At 68.0% G+C, this 21,826-nt stretch carries 17 protein-coding genes; 5 read left to right on the top strand and 12 right to left on the bottom strand.

All coding sequences use genetic code 11. The features are described from left to right. Positions 1–100: 100 nt before the first annotated feature. From ETD86_RS02950 to ETD86_RS02960, 3 genes are all read left to right on the top strand, one after another. Positions 101–937, top strand: a complete 837-nt coding sequence (locus tag ETD86_RS02950) for a helix-turn-helix transcriptional regulator (protein ID WP_138664513.1) — start codon at positions 101–103, stop codon at positions 935–937. Positions 938–1,472: 535 nt separating this feature from the next. Further along, the gene (locus ETD86_RS02955; RefSeq protein ID WP_211369791.1) at positions 1,473–2,624 is read left to right on the top strand and encodes an alginate lyase family protein; all 1,152 of its coding nucleotides are present in this window, start codon (positions 1,473–1,475) and stop codon (positions 2,622–2,624) included. Between the two features lie 182 nt (positions 2,625–2,806). Continuing rightward, complete coding sequence (locus tag ETD86_RS02960; protein WP_138664514.1) at positions 2,807–3,238, top strand: ATP-binding protein; 432 nt, start codon at positions 2,807–2,809, stop codon at positions 3,236–3,238. A gap of 39 nt (positions 3,239–3,277) precedes the next feature. Here the strand turns inward: ETD86_RS02960 and ETD86_RS02965 are convergent, their stop codons facing one another. The 8 genes from ETD86_RS02965 to ETD86_RS02995 all read right to left on the bottom strand — a co-directional run bounded on the left by ETD86_RS02965 (position 3,278) and on the right by ETD86_RS02995 (position 13,769). Continuing rightward, positions 3,278–4,696 carry an RICIN domain-containing protein gene (locus ETD86_RS02965; protein ID WP_211369792.1) on the bottom strand — a complete coding sequence of 473 codons (1,419 nt, stop codon included), beginning with the start codon at positions 4,694–4,696 and terminating at the stop codon, positions 3,278–3,280. 303 nt (positions 4,697–4,999) lie between these two features. Beyond that, entirely contained in the window at positions 5,000–5,413 is a 414-nt protein-coding gene (locus ETD86_RS56650) for a family 43 glycosylhydrolase (RefSeq protein WP_211369793.1), read from the bottom strand. Positions 5,414–5,568: 155 nt separating this feature from the next. Beyond that, positions 5,569–7,092 carry an RICIN domain-containing protein gene (locus ETD86_RS02975; RefSeq protein WP_138664517.1) on the bottom strand — a complete coding sequence of 508 codons (1,524 nt, stop codon included), beginning with the start codon at positions 7,090–7,092 and terminating at the stop codon, positions 5,569–5,571. Between the two features lie 94 nt (positions 7,093–7,186). After that, the gene (locus ETD86_RS02980) at positions 7,187–8,500 is read right to left on the bottom strand and encodes an RICIN domain-containing protein (RefSeq protein ID WP_138664518.1); all 1,314 of its coding nucleotides are present in this window, start codon (positions 8,498–8,500) and stop codon (positions 7,187–7,189) included. A 162-nt stretch (positions 8,501–8,662) separates the two neighbouring features. Then, entirely contained in the window at positions 8,663–8,791 is a 129-nt protein-coding gene (locus ETD86_RS58975; RefSeq protein WP_281286864.1) for a hypothetical protein, read from the bottom strand. Positions 8,792–8,835: 44 nt separating this feature from the next. Then, complete coding sequence (locus ETD86_RS02985; protein ID WP_138664519.1) at positions 8,836–11,073, bottom strand: rhamnogalacturonan lyase family protein; 2,238 nt, start codon at positions 11,071–11,073, stop codon at positions 8,836–8,838. Positions 11,074–11,103: 30 nt separating this feature from the next. Next, entirely contained in the window at positions 11,104–12,582 is a 1,479-nt protein-coding gene (locus ETD86_RS02990; protein ID WP_170222846.1) for a galactose-binding domain-containing protein, read from the bottom strand. Positions 12,583–12,677: 95 nt separating this feature from the next. Beyond that, a complete protein-coding gene (locus tag ETD86_RS02995; RefSeq protein WP_138664521.1) occupies positions 12,678–13,769 on the bottom strand; it encodes a glycoside hydrolase family 53 protein in 1,092 nt (363 codons plus the stop codon). 659 nt (positions 13,770–14,428) lie between these two features. Here ETD86_RS02995 and ETD86_RS59900 point away from each other — a divergent pair. Next, complete coding sequence (locus tag ETD86_RS59900; RefSeq protein ID WP_425465608.1) at positions 14,429–15,391, top strand: rhamnogalacturonan endolyase family protein; 963 nt, start codon at positions 14,429–14,431, stop codon at positions 15,389–15,391. A gap of 322 nt (positions 15,392–15,713) precedes the next feature. Here the strand turns inward: ETD86_RS59900 and ETD86_RS03005 are convergent, their stop codons facing one another. The 4 genes from ETD86_RS03005 to ETD86_RS03020 all read right to left on the bottom strand — a co-directional run bounded on the left by ETD86_RS03005 (position 15,714) and on the right by ETD86_RS03020 (position 20,911). Next, complete coding sequence (locus tag ETD86_RS03005; RefSeq protein WP_211369794.1) at positions 15,714–17,576, bottom strand: sialidase family protein; 1,863 nt, start codon at positions 17,574–17,576, stop codon at positions 15,714–15,716. A 294-nt stretch (positions 17,577–17,870) separates the two neighbouring features. Next, positions 17,871–18,395, bottom strand: coding sequence for an alpha-galactosidase (locus ETD86_RS03010; protein ID WP_425465609.1), 525 nt, complete (start codon positions 18,393–18,395; stop codon positions 17,871–17,873). A gap of 270 nt (positions 18,396–18,665) precedes the next feature. Then, entirely contained in the window at positions 18,666–20,135 is a 1,470-nt protein-coding gene (locus tag ETD86_RS03015) for a sulfatase family protein (RefSeq protein ID WP_138664523.1), read from the bottom strand. A 104-nt stretch (positions 20,136–20,239) separates the two neighbouring features. Further along, positions 20,240–20,911, bottom strand: a complete 672-nt coding sequence (locus ETD86_RS03020) for a FadR/GntR family transcriptional regulator (RefSeq protein ID WP_170222849.1) — start codon at positions 20,909–20,911, stop codon at positions 20,240–20,242. A 120-nt stretch (positions 20,912–21,031) separates the two neighbouring features. Between ETD86_RS03020 and ETD86_RS03025 the strand changes: the two genes are divergently transcribed. Further along, positions 21,032–21,793, top strand: a complete 762-nt coding sequence (locus ETD86_RS03025) for an IclR family transcriptional regulator (RefSeq protein ID WP_170222850.1) — start codon at positions 21,032–21,034, stop codon at positions 21,791–21,793. Positions 21,794–21,826 lie beyond the last annotated feature (33 nt).

A 21,826-nucleotide genomic window follows, 5' to 3' on the forward strand; every position in this document is an offset into this window, starting at 1 on the left:
AGCCGATCCTCGGTGCAAGCGCTCCAGGCCCACCAGGACCGCTGAGGCATAGGACCTGCGGTACCACCCGGCCGAAGCGATCTACGGGCATGATTGAACAGTGAACCGCGCCGGACTCGCCGAAATACTCCGCACAGCCCGGGCCCGTGTACGGCCGCAGGACGTCGGACTGCCGGCGGGGACGCGTCGCCAGGTGCCGGGTCTGCGCCGGGAAGAACTGGCCATGCTCGCAGGCCTGAGCGTCGATTACGTGGTCCGGCTGGAGCAGGGGCGCGGACCGCGACCCTCGAGTCAGGTCATCGCCGCGTTGGCCCAGGCCCTGCGGCTCGCCGACGACGATCGCGACCTGCTGTTCCGGCTCGCCGGACACGAGCCGCCACAGGCTGGGCGCATCGCGATGGTCGTACGGCCGAGCGTGCTTCGGCTGCTGGACCGCATGGCGGATCTACCCGTACTGGTGCTGTCGGCCAAGGGCGACGTGCTGGCCTGGAACCCCCTCGGAGCAGCGCTTCAAGGCGACATGTCCGCATGGCCGCGGCGGCAACGCAACCTCATCTGGCAACGTTTTCTCGGCAGCAGCCGCTGCCAGGTCGCCGCAGGCACGGACGAGGACGACGCGGCCGCCCGCGCCTCGGTCGGCACGCTGCGCGCCGCACAGGCCCGTTACCCTAATGACCCCGACCTGATCCGGATGATCGCGGAACTACGTCGTGGCAACCGGCGATTCGACGAGCTCTGGCGGGAGGGACACTCCTCCCCCTGGCGCGCCGCGACCAAGAGCATCAGGCATCCCCGCCTGGGCACGATCTCGCTCGACTGCGACATCATGCTGCTCCCGGACGGTCACCAGACCGTGCTCGTGTACTCCGCCGAGCCGGGATCCCCCGAAGCGACGGCCCTCGACATGCTGCGGGTGATCGGGCTCCAGCAGGTGTGAGGCAGACGGGTTCCGCCGAACGGTTCACCGCCCGGATTGTGCGCCAGCATCTGGTCCTGCTCGTCGCAGGCATGCCGGAGAAGGTGTCTTCTATCCTTTGGAATGATCTTTTGGCAGGCGTACGAACAAGATGAGCCCGGAACGATGGAGCATCGTCATTTCAGGACTCGGGATTGCTCGGGGCCTGATACAGCCGTGTTGCACAGGAAACAAATGACACATAATGCCGATGGCCAAGAACAGATGGTTGCCCGGTGGTTGCTCGCGTGTGCGCGACACAGGGCGGCGCATATGGACACTGGACGACACGACGGCGGGGAGCATCCCCGCGCGGGATCCTGCTCCGATCACCGCATCGTCTTCGGCACCGTCACCGTCGCTGTCGGCTGAGCACGTTGGGCCTCCACGATTGCCCGGCGGGGTGTCCAACCGTGGGTACGGTATGCGGCGGTATAGCGGCCGATGTCCACGGCGCGAAAATTGACAGCTGAGTCGGCGGCTGGCTGAATGGACGTCCGCGCCTGGAAGGAAACCTGTGCGTCTCGCTCGCCCTCTCGCCGCCACCATGCTCGTGACCGCCGCCTTATCCACCCCGCAGCCTGCGCAGGCGGCCGCATTCAAGCATCCCGGCGTCCTGGTCAGCCGTGCTCAGCTCGACTTCGTCAAAGCCAACCTCGACAACGAACCGTGGAAGTCTGCCTGGGAAGCCCTGCAACGCAGTTCCTATGCCTCGCTGTCCTACACGGCCAAGCCCCGCGCCATCGTGGAGTGCGGTATGTACGGGAACCCCGACCACGGCTGCTCGGACGAGCGTGAGGACGCCAATGCGGCCTACACACACGCCCTGCGGTGGTACCTGACCAAGGACTCCCGCTACGCCAAGAAGGCGATCCAGATCATGGACGCCTGGTCAGCCGTGATCACCGAGCACACCGGGAGCAACGCGCCGCTACAGACTGGCTTTGCGGGCGCCAACTTCTCCCGCGCCGCCGAGCTCATCAAGCACACCTACACCGGCTGGACCCAGGCCGGCCGGTTCGCCGACAAGCTGCGCACCGTGTACCTCCCGACCGTGATCGCCGGAAAGCCCAACAATCAAGGCAACTGGGAACTGATCATGACCGATGCCGCCATCGGCATCGCCGTGCACCTGGACGACCGCGCCTCCTTCGACCGAGCGGTCACGACCTGGCGCGGCAGGCTGCCCGCCTACATCTACCTCAAGACGGACGGCTCGCTGCCCAAAGCTCCGCCGAACAGCAAGCACGACACCGAAGCCGAGATCATCGACTATTGGCACGGGCAGACCACGTTCGTGAACGGCCTGGCCCAGGAAACCTGCCGCGACTTCGGCCACACCGGATGGGGCATCGCGGCCATCTCCCACGTCGCGGAGACGGCCCGCCACCAGGGCGTGGACCTGTACGCCGAGGCCAAGCACCGGCTGCGATTCGCGATGGAGTTCCACGCTCGCCTGCAACTGGGCGCGACGGTGCCATCGTGGCTGTGCGGCGGAAAGGTCACCCTCGGCCTCGGGCCGAACCTCGAAGTCGGCTACAACGCGCTGCACCAGCGTTTCGGATACGACATGCCCCAAGCCGCGAAGTGGGTGAAGCAGAAGCGCCCGGTCGGTGCCTCGCGCTTCCTGGCCTGGGAGACCCTCACTCACGCGAAGAACCCGCGCTAAGCCGCGATGAGTGGATCGGCCACGCCGGACTTCACCTCCGACGGCGTGGCCGACATCTTCTCAGCCGCCACCGGAACGCTGACTGTCTGGAACAGCCAAGGCGGCAACACGTTCGGCCCGGCCACCGCGATCGGCTCCGGCTGGACGGTGCACCCGCGGCGCTCGGGATCAACGAGGCGACTGTGCCGGAAAGCTATCTCGCCGCCCTCGCCGTGCTGAACCTGCTCACCGAGACAGCCGAGGCCGGCCCGGTCGTGATGACCGCGGAGGACGCGCATTGGCTCGACCCGTCCACCGCCGACGTGCTCGCGTTCCTCGGACGGCGACTGGAGTCGGAGCCGATCCTGCTGCTCGCCTCGGCCCGCACCGGCGTGGCGCCCAGGCTGGACGAGGCGGGGCTTGCGGACCTGGTCCTTTCTCCTCTGTCCGAACAGGACGCCGCCGCGCTGCTCGACGCCCACGCGAAAGACCTGCCCGCCGTCCATCACCCGCTCATCCGCTCTGCCTCCACCAGGCGGCCGGTGCCGTCCGCCGCCGCGATGTGCAGCGGACTCTGGCCGGTCCGGCTCCCCCGGCACCGAGCACACAGCACGAGCTCGGCACCGGGGGCGTGAGGGCCGTACCGCGGATCCGCGGTCACGTCGAGACGACCGTTAGACGGCCGTGCGTGACCACTGCTGGTTGGTGCCGGTGTTGCAGGGATACTGCTTGAGGATCACGCCGTCCGCGGTCGATGCGGACGGCACGTCCACGCATTTGCTGCTGTGTCGTGCCCGGAGCTGGAAGTAGCCGCCGTTGGCGACCATCTGGAACTGCTGGTTGGTGCCGGTGCCACAGGTGTACTGGATGAGCTCGGCACCGTCGGCGGTGGAAGCGCTCACCACATCGAGGCACTTTCCGCTGTGGCGGCTGATGATGCGCCAGTAGCCGCTGCCGGCGTCCTGGAACTGCCACTGCTGCCACGCGTTGCCGCCGTACGTGTACTGGCCGACGCGCGCACCGTTGTCGGTGTTCGGTTGTTGGACGTCCATGGCCTTGCCGCTGTGGCGCACGTTGATCCTGTAGGTGGAGTCGCCGCCGCCGATGGTGTCGCCCCAGGCATACCGGATCCGGTCAGCGCCGGAGGTGTTGCGGACGGTCAAGTTGAGATCGGTGCCGCTGCCGCTCAGGGCGTACATCGAGTACCAGTCGTAGCCGATGTCGCCCGGCTTGCCGCCGAGGGCGGGCCAGTAGGTGCCGCCCATTTGGTTGTCACGCATGACCTGGGCCATGGCGCGGATGTGGCGCACGAAGTTGTCGGTGCTGTTCGCGTCGCCGTAGTTGAGGCCGGTGGACATCGGCGCGCCGAACTCAGTGGCGACCGCGCGGGAGGCGCAGTTGCCCAGACGCGTCTGAATGTGGCTTCGGAAGGCGTCGTAGGTCATCGCGCCGTAGAAGAAGGCGTAGTGGTGGAAGGACAGCAGCGTCGAGTTGAAGCGGCTGTCGTTGCAGATGTCCCGCAGGTCCTGGCTGTAGCCGGTGCCGCCGATGAGCACCCGGCCGGGCACTGCCGAGGTGTGATAGCTGAGCCAGTTCGCTGCGACGTTGCGCCATTCCGCCGATGTGTAGCCGTGCGGCTCGTTCATCGGCTCGAAGTAGACGTTGCTGTTCGAGCCGTACGTGTTGGTCACGCTGGACCACATCGTGTTCCATGCGGCGATGTTCGTGATCCTGCCGCCGGAGGCGGCGCCGTCCTCCCAATAGGCGAGGATGACCTTGAATCCACGGGCGGTGGCGGCGTCAATGGCGCCGCGGTAGGCGTTCCACCAGGTCGTGTTGGCCACGGTGTGCGTGTTGATAGGCAGCCGGACGGTGTTGACGCCCATGGTGGAGGCCATGTCGTCGTAGAGGGCGTTGGCCTTGGCCCGTACTGTCGCGTTGCTGTCGGACTGGCTCAGGCCCTGCACGACGAGCGTGCCGGTGCTGAAGTTGTCACCCAGCACGGCCCAGTTCATGCCTCGGAATTGGCTGGTGGCGGCATCGGCCGGCGGCGCGGAGACGACGAGGCTTGCCACCGCGGTGAGCGCGGTCACCACAATAGCGATCAGTAACCGGCGCGACGACCGGGTGCTCCGCGACGGTCCTGATGAGTGACCATCAGACGCCGTGATCAGTGTCATGAAATGTCCAATCACTAGGTCTAAATTCCTGGGTCAAACCTCACTTGCAGACATCATGGTGCTGACGCACGTCCGGGCCGCGCGCATCGTGCTGCTCCCCCAGCAGGACCGGCGGCTGTGGGACATTGCTACGTGGGGACGGCGGCGGTGACTTGGGTCGCCGCTTCGTTGCGCACAGCGGGTTGCCGCGGGCGTTCCACCGCGCCACAAGGGGTGTTACGAGTCCCCAGAGGGACCCGCGATCGAGGTGCCGGTGCGGACCGGCACGCCGAGGTCGGGCGAGCCGTCCGAGTTCCAGTTGATCTTCTGAGCCCGCGTGGTGCGGGTGGTGCCACAGCCCTGGCCGGCGGAGGAGTTCGCGTGGTGGACGACCCAGGTTTCGGCGTTGTCGGGTGACCTGACAGAGGAGGCGCGACCCGGGCCGTGGACGCCGTTGACGTCGCTGCGTTGGAAGATGGGCGTGGTCTTCTCGTCCATGAGCTGTCGCTGTACACGATCGAGGGGGTCCGCGCTGTTGGGCGTACCGACGAGAGGGTTGGTGAACGACGGACCGGGCGCCGCGAGCCCTGGCGAGGCGGGGACGACCGCGCCCAGCACGTCCGCGACGGCAAGGATAAGCAGCCGCCGCACCGTTTTCTCTTTTGCACCAATATCGGGGCTCCTTTCTGGGGGATCTGCGCTGGGTAGGCGTGGTGATGGGGGTCGGCGACGCGCCGCCGCGCGGGTCGAGCCGTTGACGGGGCGCTCGGCGTGTCGAGTGGTTGGCGGCCCCGCCCCAGGGCGGCTCAGCCCCAGTGTTGCAGTAGCCGGTCGTATTCGGCCTGGGTGATCGGCAGGACGGTGCCGTGGCGCGGCCGGCCGGGCATGGTGTAGCTGGAGATGGGTGACCATTGCCGGGTGTTCAGGTCGGTGGTCGTGAACGGTACGTAGCCCCGACCTCCGTACTCGTCGATGAACATGTACCAGCGCTCGTCGGTGTTCGATTTGAAGACCAGCGGACCCTCGCCTTGGCTGATCGCGTTGTTCCCGAGGCAGTCCGCGACGAACGAGTAGGTGCGGTTGAGCATGGTCGTCGACTTCTCGGCGAGGATGAACTTGCCGCACGGCGTCTGCGACGAGCTCCGCTCGTCCTTCGTGAAGCGGTAGTAGGTGCCGTTGTGCTTGGTGAGCGTCGAATCGATCGTCGAGTAGCCCTTGTCGACCCAGACCTGCGCGGTGCTGAAGGTCCGGAAGTCGGAGGTCGTGGCGTACATCATCCGGTTGTAGGTGGTGCCGGTGTGGTTCGGGTCGCCGGCGGAGTACAGCTTCGACGCCCAGAACACGACGTACTGGCCGAGTCCCTCGTCGTAGTACGCCTCCGGGGCCCACGTGTTGCCGGCCGTGTCCGGTGAGACGCGTGCCAGGCGCGGCGCGCTCCAGTTCACCAGGTCGGTCGACTCCCAGACCACGATGGACTTGCTGCCTGTCCGCTGGACCTGATCCCAGTTGCCGTTGCCGTACATCCGCAGGTCGGTGGCGATCTGGTAGAACTTGTCGCCCTGCGGGGAACGGATGATGAACGGGTCGCGCACGCCGCGGGTTCCCAGGGTCGAGGTCAACACGGGCCGCCCACCGTTGAGCTGGCGCCACCGGGTCGGGTCGTTGCCCTGGCTGAGCGCGAAGTAGACCTGCTCGCCGGCGGAGGTGTTCTCGCCGGTGAAGTAGGTGAACAGATAGCCGGCGTACTTCGGGGCCGGTGCCGTGCCGACCTGGACCAGTTGCCACTGCTGGTTGGCGGCGCCCGTGTCGGTGTACTGGGAGATTCGCGCGCCGTCGGCAGTGGACTGCTCCCAGACGTCGAGGGCCTTGCCGCTGTTGCGGTTGATGAGCTTGACATATCCGCTGTCGGTATCCACGACTCGGAATTGCTGGTTGGTGCCGCCGTTGTCGGTCCACTGGACGACGTTCGCACCGTTCGCCGTGGACGCCGAGGCGACGTCCACCACCTTGCCGCTGTGCCGGGCTCGGAGCTTGTGGTAGCCGCTGCCGGCGTCGACGAACTGGAACTGCTGGCTCGCCTGGTCGGCGCGGGTCCGTTGCTGGACGGCGGCGCCGTCAGCGGTCGACTGGTCGGCGATGTCGACCGCTTTGCCGCTGTGCCGCGAGACGATCTGGTAGTACGCCGCCGGGTCGATCACGGCCGCGTTCGCCGGCGGTCCCGTGAGCAGTGCGGCGGCGCAGCTCGCGATCAGTGCGCCGACGAGGACGAATGTGGTGCGGCGTCGGTGCGGACGTCGCGGGGAGGTCGGATCGTGGAGAGGCTGTGTCATTGAACCCGTCCAGTGTGATGGTGAAGGGGTATCGGCGCTATGTCGGGGGCACTGCCCGCCCTGTTGCCGGTGCGGTGTCCCGTCAGGTCTCGTGTCAGGCGCGGCGGCGGGTGAAGCGCTGGTTGGGGTTGCCGTTGTAGGTGTATTGGGAGATGCGGGCGCCGTCGGCGGTGGAGTATTCCCAGACGTCCACGGCCAGGCCGGACTCCCGGTTGACGAGGCTGATCACGTCGCCGCCGTGGTCGACCACCCGCCACTGCTGGCCGGTGGCGCCGGTGTCGGCCTGTTGGACAACGTCCGTGCCGGTCGCGGTGTCCGTGGGCTGGAGGAACAGGCCGCTGTGCCGGGCTTTGAGGCGGACGTGGCCGTCGCCGGAGTCCACGAACTCGAACTGCTGGTTGGGGCGACTGTTGGCGGTGTATTGGATGAGCCGTGCGCCGACGGTGGTGGAGGCCTCGTTGATGTCGGCGGCCTTGCCGCTGTGCTGGGCCACCAGGGTGTAGGCGGCCGGGCCGCCGGGCGTGTCACCCAGCTGGGCTTCCCACCTGGTGTTGGGGCCGGCGGCGTCGGCCGGGAGGCGATCGCGTGCGGCGGTGTCGCCGTACATGGTCCAGCGGGCCCAGTCGACGACGGTGTTCGGGAAGCGGTTGTCGCTCCAGAAGCTGGTGTGGCTGCCGCCGACGAAGGTGAGGAATGCCTTGGGCCAGGTCATCTCCGTGTACGCCTGCCGGGCCGAGGAGTACTGCGTGGTCGAGTCCCGGTCGCCGTGGACGAACAGGACTTTGGCGGAGACCGAGGCGGCGGGGTTGCCCATGTCCTCGCAGGACTGCGGGTTGGCGGAGATGATCCGGCTGTCGGGCCAGGAGGTCAGCAGGCCATGGGTGATCATGCCGCCCAGGGAGTGGCCCGAGACTCCGACGCCGATGCCGGTGTTGATGTGTCCGGCCAGCGGTCCGCTCGTGTTGAGGGCGAGGGTCTGGGTGAGGATCTGCGAGACGTCCTTGGAGGTGTTGCCGTTTCTGACGTCGGTGAAGTTGTGGTTGAAGTGCGGGGCGGGGACGATGAAGCCCGCCGCGGTAAGGGCCCGGATGATGAACAGGGAGTTCTGCGGGCTGCTTTGGAAGCCGTGGGTGAAGTTGTAGACGGGGAAGACACCGTTGGCGACCGGGGCATTCGTCACCGGGTTGCCGCCGGGGGTGCCGGTGGCGGGGTAGTAGACGTAGGTGGTGCACGGGCGGCTGCCGCGGGTCCAGTCATACCGGCGCACGCCGACCGCGAACGGCGTGGTCGGCGCCGTGTCCAGCGGCCCGACGCCGGCGAGCGCCTGCCCCGCGCCAAGCAGGGACAGGCCGAGGCCCGCCGCTCCGGCCGCGCTCACGCTGAGGAATGTCCGCCGTTGCATGGTCATGGATGACTCCTTGGGTGCAGGGGTGGCTGTAGCGATGGAGTTCGGTTGGGTCCGTTGCCGGGTGCGTCCAGTCGGCGGCAGGTCAACGGGACGCGCGGCGCGAAAGCGCATGCGGCTTGCTCCTGCCACCCGCGAGGGGCGGCAGGAGCGTTGTGCGCGTTGTCAGGGGAGCCAGCGGATGTTGGGGTTGACGCGGCCGTTCTGGTCGAAGACGGCCTGGTTCTCCCAGGCGTCGCCGGAGTTGTTGATGTCTGGGCCGGCCGAGGACAACTCGCCATCGGCGCAGCTCATGGTCTGGCGGCCCGGTGGTGCCGGGCCGCCAGACCATTGGGCGGTCAGCGGACGTAGATGTTGGGTTGGGGCGGGGTGCTCATGCCGTTGCCGAGGAAGAAGCTGGGGTGTGGCGGCTGGTTGTAGGCGGTGTTCTGCCAGGCGATGGCGACGCGGTACTGGGCGTCGTGCATCAGCGTGTAGATCCGCCGGTCGGTCTCGCTAGTGGTGGCGTAGATGCGCAGCGCGGCGTTGTCGTCCCGGGGCAGGATGATCTCTTCACGCCAGTCGCCGAACAGGTCGCCGGACAGGGACGGGGTGGCCTTGGTGCCGTTGATGGAGTGCGCGCCGGAGGCGGTGAGCAGGCGGGTGTCGCTGCTGGTGCCGTACTTGTCGACGTGGTTGCCGTCCAGCAGTTCGCGCACCGGGTCGCCGTCCCACCAGGCCAGGAAGTTGTAGCTGCTGGGGTTGCGCCCGACGCTGCCGCCGGAGGCGTTGAAGAGGCTGCCCAGGCCGGTGCCGGTGCCCCAGAACTCGCCGCCGGCGTTGCCGGCGTGGATGTCCGCGGCCACGCCGCGAGCCGGGCCCTCGCAGTTACAGGTGTTGTTCTTCTGCATGATGATCGAGCCGTTGCCGGCGTCGCGCAGCGTGGCGGCGGCGCCGGAGCTCTGCTCGTGGATCATCCAGATCTCCTTGCCGGCACGGCCGGGCACGAAGTCTCCGACGTGCAGGGCGTCGCCGTGGGCGTAGAAGCTGGTGGTGTAGCGGCCGGTGCCGTTGGCGTTGATGGTCATGCCGCCGTAGATGATCTCGTCGGTGCCGTTGCCGTCGACGTCGGCGATGGACAGCGAGTGCGCGCCGCGGCCGGTCCACTGGCTGCCGGCGCTGCTGGAGTCGAACTTCCAGCGCCGGGTGAGCTGGCCGTCGCGGAAGTCCCAGGCGGCGATCGCGCTCTTGGCGTAGTAGCCGCGGCCCATGATGAGGCTGGGGCGCTGGCCGTCCAGGTAGGCGGTGCCGGCCAGGAACCGGTCACCGCGGTTGCCGTAGTTGTCGCCCCAGTCGTTGATGTTGCCGCGGGCCGGGTCGAAGTTCACCGTGGACATGGCGGCGCCGGTGAGCCCGTTGAACATGGTCAGGTATTCGGGACCGGTGATGATGTAGCCGCTGGAGTTGCGGTGGTTCGCGCTGGCGTTGCCGATCACCTGCCCGGTGCCGGAGACGGTGCCGTCGCCGGTCTTGACCGCCAGCTCGGCCCGGCCGTCGCCGTCGTAGTCGTAGACCTGGAACTGCGTGTAGTGCGCGCCGGCCCGGATGTTGCGGCCCAGGTCGACGCGCCACAACCGCTGGCCGTTGAGCCGGTAGGCGTCGATGAAGACGTTGCTGGTGACCCCGGACTGGGAGTTGTCCTTCTGGTCGCTGGGGTCCCACTTGAGGAAGATCTCGTACTGCCCGTCGCCGTCCGCGTCGCCGACGCTCGCGTCTCCGGCGGTGTAATTGCTGCCGGGCCGGGAGATCGGCACGTCCAGGTAGGTGCCGCCGGTGAAGCGCAGCGACGGCTCGGACGCGGCCTGCTCCACCCCGTTCACGACTGCGCGGACGGTGTAGGAGGCATCCCCTGGCGCGCCGTTGTCCAGGTAGTTGGTGGCGTCGGTGAGAGGCGAGGAGTTCAGCTTGGTCGAGCCCCGGTAGAGGTTGAACCCGGTGCTGGCGCTCTCGGTGCCCAGCAGCCGCCACGACACCAGGTTGCCCGACCCGGAGCGGACGCTGACCAGGCCGCGGTTGAGATCCTCCATCTGCCGGCCGGTCGGGGTTGGGCCGCCGCCCTGGTCCGTCTCCAAGTAGTCGATGTTGGCCAGGCCGTCGGCGGCGGTCGGGCTCAACCGGATGATGTTGTCGCCCGCGTTCAGCGACACGGTCAGCGTCTTGGTCACCCACGTCGTCCAGGCGCCGGTGGGGTCGAACGCGCTGGCGGCATGTGCGACCGCGCCGTTGACCAGCACGTCCGCGGGACGGCCCGTGGTCCCGCCGTTGGCGTACCGGATCGCGATGGTGGCATCGCCGGCCGCGGCCGCGGTCACGGTGAACTGTGCCGCCGCGCCGGCCGCGTTGTTGCCGTTGCAGAATCCACTGCCGGAGAAGCCGGCGTGGTTGGACTCGATGAAGCCGTCACACGTGGCGGGTGCGGTTTCCGCCTCGTAGCGGGTCGCCGCGGAGGCTTCCACGGCCATGACGAGGCCTGCGGCGGCCATCGTCAGCGCGACGCCGGCGGACAGCAGCGCGGTGCGTGGTCCACGTAAGGACATGAGGAACTCCAATAGGTAGGTCGGGGGTGGTTATCGCAGGTACGGCACCGGCGACAGGTTCAGCTCGCGCATGCGCTGCAGGACGAGCTTGGCCATCTCGTTCGCTCCATAGGAGGAGAAGTGCGTGTTGTCATTGAGCTCGGGCAGGTAGAGGCGGCCCGAGCCGTTCGGGCCGAGCCCCTCTACGAGTGCCTCGCTCGCGCCGGTCAGGTCGATCAGCGGAGCGTTCTGCGCCGCCGCCACCTGCCGCATCGTCGCCGGGAGATTGGCGCCCACACCGTTGACGTGCAGCGCCGTCGAAGTCAGCGTTCCGTCGGCGGCGAACAGCCGACGCACCGGAGGCGTGACGAGCACCGGCGTCCCGCCCTGCGACCGCACCTGGGTGACCAGGCTGGTCAGGTTCGAGGCGAACGCCGAGGCCGTCGTCGACTTGTCGTTGTGCCCGAACTGGATCAGCACCATGTCGCCGCTCCTGATCAGCGGCTTCATCGCGGGGAACAGCGCCGCGTTGGACAGGAAGCTCCCCGAGCTCTCGCCCGAGTCGCCGTAGTTGGCCACCGACAGGCCCCGCTTGAAGTACTGCGGGAGCTGCTGCCCCCACCCGGTGTACGGCGCGACCGGCTGGTCGCAGACGGTCGAGTCGCCCGCCAGGTACAGCACCAGCCCGCTCGCCGGGGCCAGCCCGATCCCGTCCAACTTCGGAGTCGACCCGGAGAACACCAGGTCCAGCCCCGGTGTCCCGGTGCCGCCCTGTCCCGTGGGCTGCCCTTCCGGCTGGCGCACGTTCAGCGTGAACGAATACCGCGCGTACGACCCCGCCGCCGTTGACACGGCAGGCAGCACGGTACGGCGGGCCTCCGCCTGCACGCTGGTCACGCCCGGACTGGCCGGGTCGCCCAGGACCACGGTCACGTCGTAGTCGCCCGGCTGGACGTCGAAGTGGCAGGTGATCGGCGAGGTGCCGGTGCACCTCGACCGCAGCGCCGGATCCGGCTCCGACCCCGGCGGGGTACCGGTGCCGGCGCCGAAGACCTTGAAGTCGGTGATACTCGCCCACGTCGACGCGGCGAGCCCGGTCACCGTGATCCGCACGTACCGCGCGGTCGCGGTGAAGGCGTCGCTCTGCACCTGGGCGGCGGTCGTGCTGGTCGTCCGGTCGGCCACCCGCGTCCAGGCCGTGCCGTCGGTGGAGACCGAGACGTGGTACCTGTAGGTGCGGGCGAACTCCCAGCGCACCTCGGTGCCACTCAGCGTCGCCGCGCTTCCGAGGTCGACCTGCCACCAGTGGCCGGTCCTGTTGTCGGCGGCGCACCAGCGGGTGGCGCTGTCGCCGTCGTTGGCCAGGGACGGTCCGCGACCGGACTGGCTGGAGTCGGCACTCGCGGCCTTGCCCAGCGCCAGATCCGTCACCGCTCCGGCCGGCGTCGCGAGCGGTACGGCCAGCAGGCCGAGTAGGAGGGTGAGGAAGGCGAGAACGACGAGCCTCGAAGAACCCGGTGGGCCGAGCACGAGGCGACCTGACCGAGATGAACCCATGCTGATCCACGCTTTCTCGTGAGGCGGTGGAGACGGACGCGGCTCGGCTGGAGCTGCCTCGCTCCGGCTTACGGTGTCCACCGGACGTGGGGGTTGATGTGACCGGTCCAGTTGAAGACGGCCATGTTGTCCCACTCGTTACCACTGCTCGCGATGTTCGCCGGGTCCCAGCCGTTGCCGGGCACGGCGTACCAGGTCGGCTCCCAATAGAAGACCCCGATCGCACCCGCGTTACGAGCGGTGCTCTGCACCGCCGCGAACTGCGCGCCCTGCCCCTGCCAGGTCATCCGGTACCCCGAGCAGCCCGAGGTCACCACGTTGCGCGTGGAGTCGGCGTTGTCCGCGGTGAAGGGGTAGGCGGTCTCGGCGATCACCACGTCCTTGCCGTACCTGGCCCGCATGTCGGCGATGACCGTGGACAGGTTGGACGTCGTGCCGTGCCACATGCAGTAGTAGGACAGGGCGGTGATGTCCCAGGACACGCCCTTGGCCCGGATCCCGTCGTAGAACCAGCGGGCAGAGGACAGGCTCTCCGCCAATGCCGTGTGGATGATCACCTGCGTATCGGGGTTGCACGCCTTGGTCGCGTTGTAACCGGCCTTGAGCAGGAGGCTCAGGTTCGTGAAGTCGTTGTTGGTCACCCTGCCGTCGTCCCACAGCATGCCGGTGTTGATCTCGTTGCCGATCTGGACGCTGTCCGGGACGGTGCCCTGTGCCTTGAGACTGGTGCACACGTCGTAGGTGTAGTCGTAGACGTCGGCCTGCAGCTGGCTGATGCCGTGGCTGGCCCAGGCGGCCGGCTTGTACTGCTTGCCGGGGTCGGCCCAGGTGTCGGAGTAGTGGAAGTCGACCATCAGCTTCAGCCCTTTGGCCTTGACCGCCCTGGCCTGCTGCAGCACCTTGGCCTTGTTGTTGTAGCCGCTGATCGGGTTGTTCCAGATCCGCAGGCGGGCGTAGTTGACGCCGACCCCCTTGAGGACGTCCAGCGGATCTCGCTGCACGCCACCGGCGTCGTAGTACTTCGTGCCCAGATCCAGCGCGCGTTGCAAGGAGGAGACATCAGCGCCGAGCATGCTGAGCGATGCGGCGGCGTGGGCCGGTTGCCCGACGGGGACGGTCGCGGCGGCGCATAACACCAGTGCCACCAAGATCCTTTTCATGGGATCCTCCTCAGGACAGAGATCAGAAAACGTGGATCAAAGCAGCTGCCGGGGCGGGCGGCGCGGCTGATCATGCACAGGGTTCAGCGCCCGTCGGCCGTCCCTTGGTTGACGGGCACCACGGACAGACCGACTGGCGCCCGGGCCCGGGGCACGAGTGGGTGGTCAGTCCGTTTGCGCCGTCCTGATGCCGCTGCGCCGGGAGCCGGAGCAGGCAGTCGCAGTCAGGCGGATGTCGTGTCGCCGCATGTTCTGCGGCGACGGGGGGTGACCGGGATCGGGTGCGAAGCCGCAGGCAGGGTGGGGGGTGAGGCCACGCGTCCTCCTCACAGACTCGATGATGCTCTGTGAACGTGCACAGTAATGCACAACATGCCTTGCTCAAAGAGTCCGTTCGAAATCCGAGGTCCATGCGCCGCTGGCAAAAACACCATCTCGATCGACGGGGAAAACGCCGTCATCTGCGCTGTGAACGCTCCCAGAGTATTCCGGCACACCCCGGGAGCGGTCTGAAAGTTTCAAGCGCCGGGACCGACGTCGCGGCAATGACGCAAGTGCTGCAAGCGCATCAGCGGCGGACGCCGTACCCGCGAACGCCACCGGAAGTCTTGACGCGCCGATGTTAACGCTTCTACGCTCGCAGTCGTTATATCGATTCAATGGCTCCGACCCCCCAGGAGCTTCCCGTGCACCCCGCCCGCTCAGCCCTCACCGTCGCGGCCACCCTCGTGCGCCCTCTACCGGCCTCGCCCACCGAAGCCGAACCCCGGATCAAGAGGGAGTGCCTAGACCGTGGCCTTGTCGCCACGACGACGCCGGGAGGCGTCTTCCTGACCTGGCATTTCCCGGGGAGCAAGGTGATCGGAGCAGGTCCGAGCGGGATGCTCGGCGCCGACTTCCGCGTCTACCTCGACGGCCACCCGACCGCCACGGTCACCGACAGCACGACCTACCTCGGCCCCGCCAGCACGCCCACCTCCCAGTACGGCGTCGCGCCGATCGGAGGCCATAGGAGGGCTCCCACAAGCCCTATACATGAATCGTTTTACGACGTCCATCTGTACAAAGGCGGAGGTGAAGAGCGGATCCCGATCGTGAATCAGGAACCGCAGCCCGGCGATACGCTCCCCCCAGTCCATCACCAGGTTGCGGGCCTGCTGCACCGTCCATGCTCCGGTCGGGTGTGCGGCCACTCCGGCCAGGTGCAGTCGCCGGGTACCACGCTCGATGAAGATCAGCACATACAGCCGTTTGAGCAGTGTCGTCTCGACCACCAGGAAGTCACACGCGATGATCGCGTGCGCCTGGGCGGCCAGGAACTGCCGCCAGGTCGGCCCGGCCCGGCGAGGCACCGGATCGATACAGGCCGCATGCAGGATCTCCCACACCGTAGAGGCCGCGATCGTGTGCCCCAGGCACGCCAACTCACCCTGAATTCTCCATTGCCCCCAGATCGGATTCTCCCGCGCCATCCGAACGATCAGCGCCTTGACCTGCCAGCGGGTGCCGGACCGTCCCGGGCGGCGCCTGTCGGTGAGGGTCCACTTACGCACCACAAGGTCACGATGCCAAGCAAGATCGCCGCCGGGGGAACCGGGAACACCTCCGCCCACCGGCGGTGAACCAGCCGAGATCAGCCCGGACCAGCACCGCCAGCAGGCCGAACAAGCCCCTCACCAACCGGTAGACAAGCGACAGCACCACCCCGCGATGGCCGCCGCTCTGATCGCGCAGCAGAACTCCAGCTCACAGCACGAAACCGTGTTTCCGAGCGGGACACGAATCACTTCCAGCGCAGAGACCCTCGTTCCGGGCGGCAGAGCCGAGGGCGCCGAGTGGCTGATCCTGGTCACCCGAGATCATGTTTCGTGCCGAGGATTGATGAGTAGGCTGGTCGCCACCTCGGCGACTGTCAGGACGGACAGTCGCCGATGTGTCATCACGTCAACTCGCATCGATCGTTTCGAATGGCAGCCGCAGCCGCAGCTGGCCAGCGATGGGCACATTGTGGGTACGGATCTCGGAAAGCTCCTCGGCCGTCAACGCGCGACCGTACAACCGGAACTCGTCGAGCGTGCCGAGGAACCGGTTGGCGCCGTCGAGCCGCTGGCCGACGGACAGGCCGTGGACGCCGAACTCGCGGCCGTTGGTGACGGAGCCGGGCGGCGTGGTGCCCGTCGCGACCGGGACACCGTCGACGTACATCGTGAGCCGGCGGTCGATCCGCTGTAGCGCGATGTGGTGCCAGGCCCCGTCGTTGTATGCCGCCGGCGACGCCAGCGTCACTGCGGTGCCCAGGCCGGTGCCGAGGAACGCCCGGATGCGGTTGCTCGCCGGTTCGGCCAGCAGCCACATCTGCGGCGCCGCATTGATCCGGTACGCCGACAGGATGGTGTGCGAGCCGGTGGCCGCGTTGTACCGGAACCACGTCATGGCCGTGAAGTCGCCGTCCTCCACGTCCACGGCGGGCGTGTACGGCACCTCGACGCCGTCGTCGACCTTGTCCAGCGCCAGGCCCTTGCCGTACCGGCCGCCGGTCAGCCTCGCGTCGCCCCGCACGTACGCGGTGTTGTCGTGCCGCGGTGACACGTCCGGGGTCGTCGGGCCCGGCACCGGCGGCGGTGGGAAGCCCGCCGGGGTGCCGTTCGGGGTGCCGAGGTGCGCCTCGTTGAACCGGGCCCAGCGGATGGTCTCGTACGGGGTGGTGGCACCGGCCTCGTAGAGCAGTCCCGCCATGATCCCGTGGGTGGCGTCGGTGCCGATCTCGACCATGTCGGAGTAGGCCGTCGGCCCCCACCAGAAGACCTTGCCCTGGTCCCAGGTCTGCCACGTCTGCGCCTCGTCGAACGACGACCGGATCGCCATGACTTCGCGAGCGCCCGGATGCGCGACTGTGGAGATCATGATGCGGTTGCGGGCGTCACCTTCGTCGGTGGCGGTCAGTCGCAGCAGCGACGCCTGCACCTGCACCGTGGAGAAGGTCGGCAACGTCTGGAAGTAGCCGTCGAAGCTCTCGCCGCCGTCGCTGGAGTGGGCGTACGCCCGCACCCCGTCCGACGCGGAGGCGACCTCGCGGGCGCTGACGTAGAGCCGGCCGTCGGTCAGCTCGACCACCGTGGTCTCGGTGGGTTTGGTCCGTCCCTCCACGTCGGCGATGGTGGCACCGATCTGCCAGGTGACGCCACCGTCGTCGCTGTAGTACAGGTGGGCGCCGAAGATCGGCAGCTCGTCGCCGTCGCTCATCTCGTGCATGGAGCTGACGATCAGCCGGCCGGCGTGCGGGCCGCGTTTGAGCTGGATGCCGTGCACCGGCCCGTTGGCGATGAACCGGTCCCACTCCGGCCGCTTGAGGTGCGGCATCTCTCGTGGGGCGGTCCACGTCGCCCCGTGGTCGTCGCTGGTCAGCAGGTACACGTCCCGGTCGCAGGGAGGGCATGCACCGTAGGCGTTGCGGTTGGCCAGGATCACGATGCGGCCGGTGCGTTCGTCCACGACCGGTACCGGGTTGCCGAGGGTGTCCCCGCCGGCCTCCGCGATCAGTTGCACCGGCCCCCACGTGACGCCGCCATCGGTGGAGCGCTTCAGCACGAGGTCGATGTCGGCGTCGTCGTTGCAGGATCGCTCCCGCCCCTCCACGATCGCCAGCAGGTCACCGTTGGTGGCTTTCACCAGGGTGGGGATGCGGTAGCAGAAGTACCCCGCCTCTCCGCGGCTAAACAGGACGTCGTCGGTGGCCACCGGCTCGGCCGCCGTGGCGGCGGAGCCGGTGGTCACCAAGGCGGTGGCGGCCATCAGCGCGACCACCATCGGTCGAATCACGGCGGACAGTAGTCGGCGGGTTACCATATCTGCTCCCTGGCGATCTCGAAAGGCGCGGAAGCCACGGCGGACGACAACCGTCGGTGACTCCGGCCGGATCCTTGTCTCGGTTTCACGTGCGATACCTCCTACTGGTCGACGGGACGGCGGATCGAGCTTCGTCACATCCCCGAAGCGCGTGCTGGCGAGCGCCTCCTTTACCCCACGAACAGAGCCCCGGCCGGCCGGTCCTCTGTGGACGGTCACTGTGCTTGCTGAATGAGGTGGACGAGGGTGAGCCGCTCAGGGAAGAGCGGCGGGAACTGCACTCCGTGCTCGGCGAGCACCCGGCCGGGCAGCGTGGTGCCGCCGGTCCACCATGGCGGGCAGGCACGCCCGGCGAATGCCGCGACATCCGCGGTGAGGTCCGGCGGCGTGATCCGGTAGCCCGCGTCCAGGTCGAGCCCCGGATGCGGACGGGCCCCGTGCGGGTGAGTTCCGAAGTGGCGACGGCGACCACGGTGAACAGCGCCTCGGACCGGTCGGGGGGCGACGACGCCGTGCACGTGGACGGCGGGTGGGAGGGTCGAACCGAACGATCCGTCCGGTGTGGAGCAGCACCTGGTGCCGCTGGTACAGCCGTACCCGCTCGGCGAGGGCGGCCCGGTCGGCGGGTGAAGCGGACCGCAGATCCCACTCGATGCCGAGATGGCCGAAGAGCGCGGTGCCGGCGCGGAAGGCGAGGACTGGGGTACGCCTGGTGGTGTGCACGGACGGGGACCGACGTGCGAGCCGATCAGCTCGGGGGGCAGCAGCAGCCTGGTCCACGGCTCGATCTGCTGCCGTTCGAGTGCGTCGATGCGGTCGCCGGCCCAGACGCGGTCGGTCCGGTCGAGGTCACCGAGGTCCGCGCCCCAGTACACGATCCGTGGCAGGCCACCGTCCCAATCGAGACGCCACCGGCGCATAAGTGCACCAGCCCGTCGACATCCATCACCGATGCGGCCATATCGTTGCTCATCTCTCTCACCGTTGCCTGGTCGACCGCAGCGTGCTGCGGGGGCGAACGACAGTGCACCCTCAGTCCCGTGGCTGCGGTCACCAGACGTCGTCTCGTACCGGCAGGGGGTCGGCGGTCATCGCCATGCGGTCGGTCATCCGTTGCAGCATGTCTGTCTTGGCCGCCAGGTACGCCGGGTCGTCCCACCGGTTGACGTGCTCGCCTGGGTCGTCGTCGAGGTCGTACAGCTCGCCGCGGACACCGTCGCCGCTACCGTGATATACGACGATCTTGTGCCTTTCCGAACGGACCATGGTCGCGTACGTCCCCTGGCCGCGGTGCGGACCGCCGGCGTTGTAGAACTCGCAGTAGACGTCGTCGCGGTGCTCGGCGACCCTGCCGTCGATCAACGGCATCAGTGACCGGCCCTGGATGCCGGGCTCCAGGTCCGCGCCCACCGCCTCCAGCACGGTCGGGGCCACGTCGACGAGCTCGACCAAGCCGCTTACCCGTCGCCCGGACGCCAGTCGACGTGGCCAGTTCAGGATGAGCGGGACGCGCACGGCCGGGTCGTAGAAGTACGCGCCCTTGAGGTAGATGCCGTGGTCACCGAGCATCTCGCCGTGGTCGGCGTGGAAAATGACGATCGTGTCCTCGCGCTGGCCCGTGCGCTCCAGCGCGTCGAGGATGCGGCCGATCTGCCGGTCGAGCATGTCGATCATCGCCCAGTACGCGGCGCGGATCACCCGGTGCTCTCGTTCGCTCATTTCGGAATGGACGAAGGTGCGCGCGGCGCTGTGTCCGCCGGCGTAGTGCTCCTGCTGGAGCAGTGGCTTGTTGTCGAGCTCGCCAGGCCGGAACCGTGGTAGCGGAATGTCGTCCAGCCGGTCGAGATATCGCTCGAGCAGCTCCTTGGGCGGGTCGAACGGGTGGTGCGGGTCGTAGAAGTTGACCGACAGCAGCCACGGCTGCGGGAAGCCGGCCATCGTCTCGACGAACTCCGTGGCGGTCTCCGCGCACCAGGTCGTGTGCTGGTGCTGCTCTTCCACACCGATCTGGACGTGCTCGGTGTCCGGATGGGCCTGCCGCTCGAACGTGATGCCGCGGGCGCGCAGCCAGTTGCTGTACGCATTGGTCGGCCAGTCCATCGCCGCCTGCGCGGCGTTCGGCGGCGGCTGGTGCGACCAGCTGAACCAGCTGTAACCGTCGTCGATGCGGCTTTCCACCGGACGATGCGGGCGAGGGTGGGCGGCCCGGATGTGCAGCTTCCCGACCAGGCCGCAGGTGTAGCCGGCATCGGCCAGGATCCGGGGGATCAGCCTCTCGCCGGCCGGGATGGACCCTCCGTTCTGGCGGGCGCGGGTGGTGCGCGGGTAGCGGCCGGTCAGGAAGCTCGCCCGCGACGGGGTGCACACGGGACTCTGCGCATAGGCGTGATCGAACATCACTCCCCCGGCGGCCAACCGGTCCAGGTTCGGCGTCTCGACGAACGGATTGCCGTAGCAGCCCACGGTGTCGAAGCGCTGCTGGTCGGCGCAGAGCCAGAGAATGTTCGGGCGCTTGGTCATTGGCATCAAGTGGTCACCCCACGAGTGGTCGTCGCTGAACTCCCGCCTCTCGGCCCGTTCCGGCTGCGGGGTGAGTTGCACCTGATCCCAAGGGCTGGAGACGGTTAGCCGGGGTCACCGTTCTCGTCATGACGGGAGGACGCCAGCGGCTCGAGCCGATGACGGATGTAGCTGAAGTGGGCGACCATCGCATCGGACATCCCCTCACCGGCGCCGAGCGCCGCGACGATGTCCTTGTGCACGCGTGCGGGATGGCCGGGTTCGCCGGGTAGCGAGTCGAACAGCCTGGTGAAGAGCTCCCAGAAGAGGTCGATGAGCGACGACACCAACCCGTTGCCGAGTGGCTGATAGAGCCGCTCGTGGAACGCCTTGTCGAGGTCGCCGAGGGGCTCGCCGGCCAGCTCCCTGCGCTCCATCTCGTCGGCGAGGCCCGTCAGGTCGTCGAGGTCGGCCGGCGTCAGGCACTTGGAGACCATCTCGATGAGGCCGACTTCGAGCGCCTCGCGCACGACAAGCACCTCGTACAACGATGCGCCACCGATGGCGACCCGGTAGGGAAGCTGCTCCAGGATCGGCCGGAACGAGAACTCACTCACGAACAGTCCCCGCCCGGAAATCGCATTGATCACGCCAAGCGCCTGCAGGCTGCGCGTCGCTTCGCGCAACGAGATCCGGCTGATCCCGAGACTCTCCGCAAGCTTCGCCTCCGACGGCAGCGGGTCGCCCGGACGCAGGTTGTGATCATCGATGTACTGGCGCAGCCGTTGCTGCGCCACCCGGAACGTTTCCCCGTGAACTGGCCGCATGGCCTGTAAGCTAGCAGCTAGCTGCTAGCAGTTCAATAACACGGCTGTGACCTATTGTTCATGCGCCTGACGCACGCTACGTTCCCTTCCATGCGTCGTACGCTTGTCAATACGTCCAACACCTCCGCACTCGCCCGAGGGCTGCACGTGCTACGGGAGCTCGTGGACGAGGGATCACCGCTGACCGCCACGGAGATCGCCCGGCGGATCGGGGTGCACCAGAGCTCGGTGTCCCGGATCCTCGCGACGCTGACGGAGGTGGGGTACGTCCGCAAGACCCCGGATCGGCGGTTCGCGCCGGACTTCGGGGTGCTGTCGCTGATGTCCGCGACCACCTGGTTCCCGCTGATCCGCAAGCCGCGGGCGGCGATGGAGGCGATCTCCTCCGCCCACCCCGGGCTCGACGTCACGCTGTGTGTCCTGTGGCGTGGCGAGATGATCTACTTCCTGCGGACCGGCAGCACCATCGGCACCGTCGACTTCGGGGCGGGCTTCCCGGTCCACCTCTCGGCCCCCGGGCTGCGGATGCTGGTCGACCTGCCCGAAAACGAGGCGCTGGAGATCCTCCGGCAATCTCGAAACCGCTACGGTTGGTCCGGCACCGCGGCGGTGCCGGCGACCGAGGAGGAAGTCCTCGCCTTCGCCCGCGCCAACGTCGAGTACGACGTGCTCGTGGTGTCGGAGTGGGGTTTCGCCGGCATGGTCGGCGCCGCGATCCCCATCAAGACCGACGAGGACCACCCGGTGGCCCTGGCGCTCACCGGCGACGTCGGCATCGCCGACCCACCGACCCTGCGACTGTGGCTGCACGATGCCCGCCGTGTCGTCGAAGCCAGCCTGGCCGCGCGTTGAAGCACGCGCGATGGCATCCCGAGGCCCGCCCCA

The sequence above is a fragment of the Nonomuraea turkmeniaca genome, assembly GCF_005889735.1.
Lineage (GTDB): Bacteria > Actinomycetota > Actinomycetes > Streptosporangiales > Streptosporangiaceae > Nonomuraea > Nonomuraea turkmeniaca.

Bases quoted from the DNA above. Each gene is read 5' to 3' on its own strand.
- ETD86_RS02975 (WP_138664517.1), bottom strand. From the start codon at position 7,092: ATGACACAGCCTCTCCACGATCCGACCTCCCCGCGACGTCCGCACCGA.
- ETD86_RS02980 (WP_138664518.1), bottom strand. From the start codon at position 8,500: ATGACCATGCAACGGCGGACATTCCTCAGCGTGAGCGCGGCCGGAGCG.
- ETD86_RS58975 (WP_281286864.1), bottom strand. From the start codon at position 8,791: ATGAGCTGCGCCGATGGCGAGTTGTCCTCGGCCGGCCCAGACATCAAC.
- ETD86_RS02985 (WP_138664519.1), bottom strand. From the start codon at position 11,073: ATGTCCTTACGTGGACCACGCACCGCGCTGCTGTCCGCCGGCGTCGCG.
- ETD86_RS02995 (WP_138664521.1), bottom strand. From the start codon at position 13,769: ATGAAAAGGATCTTGGTGGCACTGGTGTTATGCGCCGCCGCGACCGTC.
- ETD86_RS59900 (WP_425465608.1), top strand. From the start codon at position 14,429: ATGGCTCCGACCCCCCAGGAGCTTCCCGTGCACCCCGCCCGCTCAGCC.
- ETD86_RS03005 (WP_211369794.1), bottom strand. From the start codon at position 17,576: ATGGTGGTCGCGCTGATGGCCGCCACCGCCTTGGTGACCACCGGCTCC.
- ETD86_RS03015 (WP_138664523.1), bottom strand. From the start codon at position 20,135: ATGACCAAGCGCCCGAACATTCTCTGGCTCTGCGCCGACCAGCAGCGC.
- ETD86_RS03025 (WP_170222850.1), top strand. From the start codon at position 21,032: ATGCGTCGTACGCTTGTCAATACGTCCAACACCTCCGCACTCGCCCGA.